The organism is Streptomyces sp. NPDC003038 (assembly GCF_040611115.1).
In the GTDB taxonomy this organism is placed as follows: domain Bacteria; phylum Actinomycetota; class Actinomycetes; order Streptomycetales; family Streptomycetaceae; genus Streptomyces.
In genome coordinates this window covers 48280-54409 of sequence record NZ_JBEXNN010000038.1, presented here as the reverse complement: position 1 = coordinate 54409, position 6130 = coordinate 48280, and the positions used below count along the sequence as shown (strand labels likewise).

Annotated in this window: 4 protein-coding genes; 1 reads left to right on the top strand and 3 read right to left on the bottom strand. The window is 70.6% G+C overall.

Annotated features, from left to right (window positions below):
• Nucleotides 1-91: 91 nt before the first annotated feature.
• Nucleotides 92-1504, bottom strand: coding sequence for a proline--tRNA ligase (gene proS / locus ABZX75_RS30275; protein ID WP_355416097.1), 1413 nt, complete (start codon nt 1502-1504; stop codon nt 92-94).
• A 131-nt stretch (nt 1505-1635) separates the two neighbouring features.
• On the opposite strand from proS, the gene ABZX75_RS30270 reads away from it, so the two are divergent.
• On the top strand, nt 1636-2358 hold the full coding sequence (locus ABZX75_RS30270) for a methyltransferase type 11 (RefSeq protein WP_355416095.1): 723 nt from the start codon (nt 1636-1638) through the stop codon (nt 2356-2358).
• Nucleotides 2359-2394: 36 nt separating this feature from the next.
• On the opposite strand, the gene ftsH is transcribed toward ABZX75_RS30270, so the two are convergent.
• Together ftsH and ffh are read right to left on the bottom strand one after the other, a co-directional pair.
• A complete protein-coding gene (gene ftsH, locus ABZX75_RS30265) occupies nt 2395-4353 on the bottom strand; it encodes an ATP-dependent zinc metalloprotease FtsH (RefSeq protein ID WP_355416093.1) in 1959 nt (652 codons plus the stop codon).
• 109 nt (nt 4354-4462) lie between these two features.
• Nucleotides 4463-6034, bottom strand: a complete 1572-nt coding sequence (ffh, locus tag ABZX75_RS30260; RefSeq protein WP_355416091.1) for a signal recognition particle protein — start codon at nt 6032-6034, stop codon at nt 4463-4465.
• Between the last annotated feature and the right edge of the window lie 96 nt (nt 6035-6130).

The window sequence follows — 6130 nt, the reverse complement described above, 5'->3', positions numbered from 1 at the left end:
TCGCCCGCTCGGCATCGGACAGCACCACCGGCGGAATCTTCGGTCCAGGACGACTCACACCAGACCAACGACGAATCTCCGACTCAGGACACTAGTACGAGCGCGCGACGATCGCGAGGGTGCCGGGGGCGTCGTCCGACTCCGGAACCGACCCGTCCGCGGCGATCAGGCAGCGCACGGAGACGGCCTGCTCGGCCAGCTTCGCCTCGCCCTCCGGACCGAGGTCCGCCCACGGGATCCGCGCCCAGCCGCCGGCGATGGCGGCCTCGGCGGCCTCCTCGATGGTGGAGACGTCGGACGTACGGGCCTCACGGCGCTCACGGGACTCGCGCAGCAGCTGCGCCTGGTCCTCCTCCAGCACCTTCGGCAGCAGGTCGAGCAGTGCGTCGATCTGCACCGCGGTCTTGCCGCCCGGGATCCGGCGGGCCAGCATCGCGGTGCCGGCCTCCAGGTCGCGGGGACCGATCTCGATGCGGACCGGTACGCCCTTGAGCTCCCAGTCCACGGCGCGGCGGCCGAAGGGCGTGTCGACGCGGTCGTCGACGTGGACGCGGATGCCGGCGGCCTTGAGCTGGGCGCCGAGTTCGCGGACCTTGGCGACGGCCTCGTCGCCCTTGATCGCCATGACGACGACCTGGACGTGCGCGAGGCGCGGCGGGACCCGCAGGCCGTTGTCGTCGCCGTGGGACATGATCAGCCCGCCGACCATGCGGGTCGAGACGCCCCACGAGGTCTGCCAGACGAGCTCCTGCTTGCCTTCCTTCGAGAGGTACTGGGTGTTGAAGGCCTTGGCGAAGTTGGTGCCGAGCTCGTGGCTCGTGCCCAGCTGCAGCGCCTTGCCGTCGCCCATCATGCCTTCGAGGGTGAGGGTGTTGATGGCGCCGGCGAAGCGCTCCTTGGCGGTCTTGCGGCCGAGCACGACGTCGATGCCGAGCACGTTCGTCATGAAGTCGCCGTAGACGTCGCGGTGGATCCGGGCGGCGTAGTCGCGGGCCTCCTCGTACGTGGAGTGGGCCGTGTGGCCCTCCTGCCACAGGAACTCACTCGTACGGAGGAACACGCGCGGACGCATCTCCCAGCGGACCACGTTCGCCCACTGGTTGATCAGCAGGGGCAGGTCGCGGTAGCTCTGGACCCACTTGGAGAAGTAGTCGTTGATGATCGTCTCGGAGGTGGGCCGGACGACGACCGGCTCTTCCAGCTCCTTGCCGCCGCCGTGCGTGACGACCGCGAGCTCGGGGGCGAAGCCCTCGACGTGCTCCGCTTCCCGCGTCAGGTACGACTGCGGGATGAAGAGCGGGAAGTACGCGTTCTGGGCGCCCGCGTCCTTGATGCGCGCGTCCATCTCCTGCTGCATCCGCTCCCACAGGCCGTAGCCGTACGGCCGGATGACCATGGTGCCGCGCACTGGGCCGTTGTCGGCCAGCTCGGCCTTGTTGATCAGATCCTGGTACCAGCGGGGGAAATCCTCCGCCTGGGGGGTGAGAACGGGAGCCTTTGCCATGGCGCGAATGGTACGGCGCCGCGCGCGCCGAGCGTGAATCGGGTGGCGCACTCCTCTGGACGCGGGCGCGAATGGGGAGTTCCCTGGCAACGGGGGCAAGGGGGCGACATGGAATCAGGAGCGCTCTTTCGATGACACCGACGCCGACGGCCACGCTCGTCGCCCGGGACTGGGCGGAGATCCAGGAACGGATGCTGGTACCGCTGTACGAAGCGGTCTACGACCGGCTGGAGGTCGGGCCGGGAGACCGGCTGCTCGGCCTCGACTGCGGGGCGGGGCTGGCCCTGCTGCTGGCAGCCGGACGGGGAGCCGTGGCCACGGGTGTGGAGGCGGATCCGGCGCGCCGGGCCCTGGCCCGTGAGCGGCTGCTGGAGGTCGTGGCGGCTCCGCCGTCGCCGCCCTGCCCGTACGACGCCCTGCTGGCCTTCTCGCCGGATCCGGCGGCCCTGGCCGCGGCCCTGCCTGCGGTCCGGCGGGGCGGGGCCGTGGTGCTGGCCGACTGGGGTCCGGCGGAGCGGTGCACGGTGCCCGCGGTGCTGGGCGGCGGGCCCTCGCCCCGGGACCTGGACGCGGTGGTGGAGCGGGCCGGGCTGCGGCCGGAGGGCTCGGGGCGGGTGTTCTGCCCGTTCGGGTACGCGGATGTGGACAGCGCGGTGCGCGGGCTGCTGTCGACGGGGCTGTATCCCGTCGCGGGAACCGGCCCCGCGGGAGCGGCCGGCGGCGCGCCCGGCGGGATGGCCGATCCCGCGCTGGCGGAGAAGGAACTGGCCGAGGCGCTTCACCCGTACGAGCGGGCCGACGGCGCCGTATGGCTGCCGAACATCTTCCGCTACGTCATCGCCCGTCTGCGGTAACCGGCCGCGGTGCGTCCGCCGCCGCGCGCGTCCCCTTCACTTGGTGAGGCGGGCGATGCCGGCGGCGGCGTAGGCGGCGGGCTCGTCCAGGGTCTCGTTGGCCAGGAGGGCTTCGGCCAGGGCGTCGAGTTTCGGACGGTTCTCGCGCAGGAGCCGACAGGCCTTCTCGTAGCACTCGTCGACGATCCGCCGCATCTCGTGGTCCACCGCGTCGAGGGTGGCCGGGGCGGCGGACAGGCCGTACGGGCTCTGGCCGTCGGACGGGATCGCGGTGAGGCGGCCCACGCGCTCGCTCATGCCCCAGCGGCCGACCATGCCGCGGACGAGGTTGGTGACCTGTTCGAGGTCGTTCTCCGCACCGGTGGTGATGACGTCGTAGACGATCTGCTCGGCCGCCATACCGCCCAGCGCTCCGATGATGCGGCCGCGGAGGTATTCCTCCGTGTACGCGTACCGGTCCGCGTCCGGCGTCGAGAGGGTGACGCCCAGCGCGCGGCCGCGGGGGACGATCGTGATCTTCCGGACGGGGTCGGCGCCCGGCTGGAGCATGCCCAGCAGGGCGTGACCGCTCTCGTGGTACGCCGTACGGCGACGCTCGCCCTCCGGCATGACCAGCGACCTCTCCGCGCCCAGCTGGACCTTCTCCAGGGCGTCCGACAGGTCGGACTGGGTGACCTCCCGCTGCTGGCGCTTGACCGCCAGCAGCGCGGCCTCGTTGGCCAGGTTGGCGAGCTCCGCTCCGGTCATGCCGGGGGTCGTACGGGCCACTTGGGCCAGGTCGACGTCCTTGGCGAGCGGGATGTCCCGGGTGTGGATGCGCAGGATGGCTTCGCGCCCGCCCCGGTCGGGCGGGGAGACCTGCACGGTGCGGTCGAAGCGGCCGGGGCGGGTCAGGGCGGGGTCCAGGACGGCCGCCCGGTTGGTCGCGGCCAGCACGACCACGCCCTCCGAGCCGGAGAAGCCGTCCATCTCCGTGAGGATCTGGTTCAGGGTCTGCTCGCGTTCGTCGTGGCCCCCCATGCCCGCGCCACCGCCCCGCACCCGTCCGATGGTGTCGATCTCGTCGATGAAGATGATCGAGGGAGCCACCTTGCGCGCCTCGGTGAAGAGCTCGCGCACCCGGGAGGCGCCGACGCCGACGATCATCTCGATGAACTCGGAGGCGGAGGCGGAGAAGAAGGGCACTCCGGCCTCGCCCGCGACCGCCCGCGCGAGCAGGGTCTTGCCGGTGCCGGGCGGGCCGGCCAGGAGCACGCCGCCGGGCATCCGGGCGCCCATCTTCCGGTAAGCCTGAGGGTTCTTGAGGAAGTCGACGACGTCGTTGAGCTCGCCCTCGACCTCGTCGATGCCCGCCACGTCCTCGAAGGTGGTGCGCTTGGCGCCTTCCAGTTCCACCGGCTTGGGCGGCGCCTTGCGGCCCAGCCCGCCCATGCCGCCGCCCATCGCCGAGCCCATCCGGCGGGCGATCAACACCCACAGGAGGACCAGCAGGAGCATCGGGGCGAGGGAGAGGAGCAGATTGGCCAGGAAGCTGCGCTGTTCGACGACCGGGGAGGCCGTCACGTTCACGTTCTGCTTGGTGAGGTCGGCCCACAGGTCGTCGTCGGCGAAGGCCGGGCGCTGGGTGACGAATTTGGTGTAGTCGCCCTTGCCGCCGTCGGGCACCGGCTGTTCGGCCTTGAGCTGGCCCTGGATGGCGTCGCCCTTGGAGTAGATCTTGGAGACGTTGCCGTTGGCGACCTGCTTGCTGAACTCGGTGTACGAGATGGTCGGCTCGTCGCCGTCGTTGAAGAACGACAACACGACGTTGGTCACCAGGAAGACGAACAGGGCGGCGAGGATCAGTCCCCGCCAGCCGCCCGGCATCCCTTTCTTCGGCGGAGGCGTTGGCGGTGCGCCTTCCGAGCGCCAGGGCGTATCGGCCCGGTCGCGGGGCGGTACGGGAGCGGGGCTGGGCACGGGGCGCCTCCTTCTGCCATCCTCCCGGCCGACCATAAGGGATAAACAGGGCACTCGCTCCGGCAGAAACGCAGGGGCCCCGGCCGTGGGAACACGACCGGGGCCCTCCTCGCACGGCTGCGTGCGCACTCCTACTTCATGACCACTACTTCATGAACTTCTTGAACTCGTCCGGAAGGTCGAAGTCCTGGCCGGGCTGACCGGCCGCCGGAAGGCCGAAGGGGCTGCCGCCGTCGGCGGGCTCGATCGCCTGCGGGCCCTGCTCCTTGCGGAGAGCGGCCGCGGCCTCCTCTTCCCGGCGCTTCATCGGGTTGCCGCTCTTGCGCTTGCCCTTGGCCTGCTTGACCTGCTTCTTCTGCCGGCCGGGGCCGCCACCCATGCCCGGCATGCCCGGCATCCCGGGCATGCCGCCGCCCTGGGCCATGCGGGACATCATCTTGCGGGCGTCGAAGAAACGCTCGACGAGCGATTTGACGGCGCTGACCTCGGTGCCGGAACCCTTGGCGATACGGGCACGGCGCGAGCCGTTGATGATCGTCGGGTCGTGGCGCTCGGCCGGGGTCATCGACTTGATGATCGCGGCGGTGCGGTCCACGTCGCGCTCGTCGATGTTGTTGATCTGGTCCTTGATCTGACCCATGCCGGGGAGCATGCCGAGCAGCTTGGAGATGGAGCCCATCTTCCGGACCTGCTCCATCTGGGCCAGGAAGTCGTCGAGCGTGAACTCCTTGGGACCCTTCGCCAGCTTGGCCGCCATCTTCTCGGCTTCGGCCTGGCTGAAGGTCTTCTCGGCCTGCTCGATGAGGGTGAGCATGTCACCCATGTCGAGGATCCGGCCCGCCATGCGGTCCGGGTGGAACGCGTCGAACTCGTCGAGCTTCTCGCCGTTCGAGGCGAACATGATCTGCTTGCCGGTGACGTGCGCGATGGAGAGCGCGGCGCCGCCGCGGGCGTCGCCGTCGAGCTTGGAGAGCACGACGCCGTCGAAGCCGACGCCGTCGCGGAAGGCCTCGGCCGTGTTGACCGCGTCCTGGCCGATCATGGCGTCGACGACGAAGAGGATCTCGTCGGGGCTGACGGCGTCGCGGATGTCCGCGGCCTGCCGCATCAGCTCTTCGTCGATGCCGAGGCGGCCGGCGGTGTCGACGATCACGATGTCGTACTGCTTGGTGCGCGCGTACTCGATGGAGTCCTTCGCGACCTGGACCGGGTCGCCGACGCCGTTGCCGGGCTGGGGCGCGTAGACCGCGACGCCCGCGCGCTCGGCGACGACGGAGAGCTGGTTGACGGCGTTCGGACGCTGGAGGTCGCACGCCACGAGGAGCGGGGCGTGGCCCTGCCCCTTCAGCCAGAGGCCGAGCTTTCCGGCGAGGGTGGTCTTACCGGCACCCTGGAGACCGGCCAGCATGATCACGGTGGGGGCGGTCTTGGCGAAGCGCAGGCGCCGGGTCTCGCCGCCGAGGATCGTGACGAGCTCGTCGTTCACGATCTTGAGCACCTGCTGGCCCGGATTCAGCGCCTTGCTGACCTCTTCGCCGCGCGCGCGTTCCTTGACGTTCGCGATGAAGGAGCGGACGACCGGGAGGGCGACGTCGGCCTCAAGGAGCGCGATACGGATTTCCCGGGCCGCCGAGTCGATGTCAGCCTCGGACAGCCGGCCTTTGCCGCGCAGGCCCTTGAAGGTATTCGCCAAGCGGTCGGAGAGCGTATCGAACACGGTGGTCGCGATTCCTCGGGTCGGGGGCGGTGTGGTCGTCCCCCAGGGTATCGGGCCGCGCCACCGGCCTGCCCCTGCGGGCGGTTTTCCCTTCCC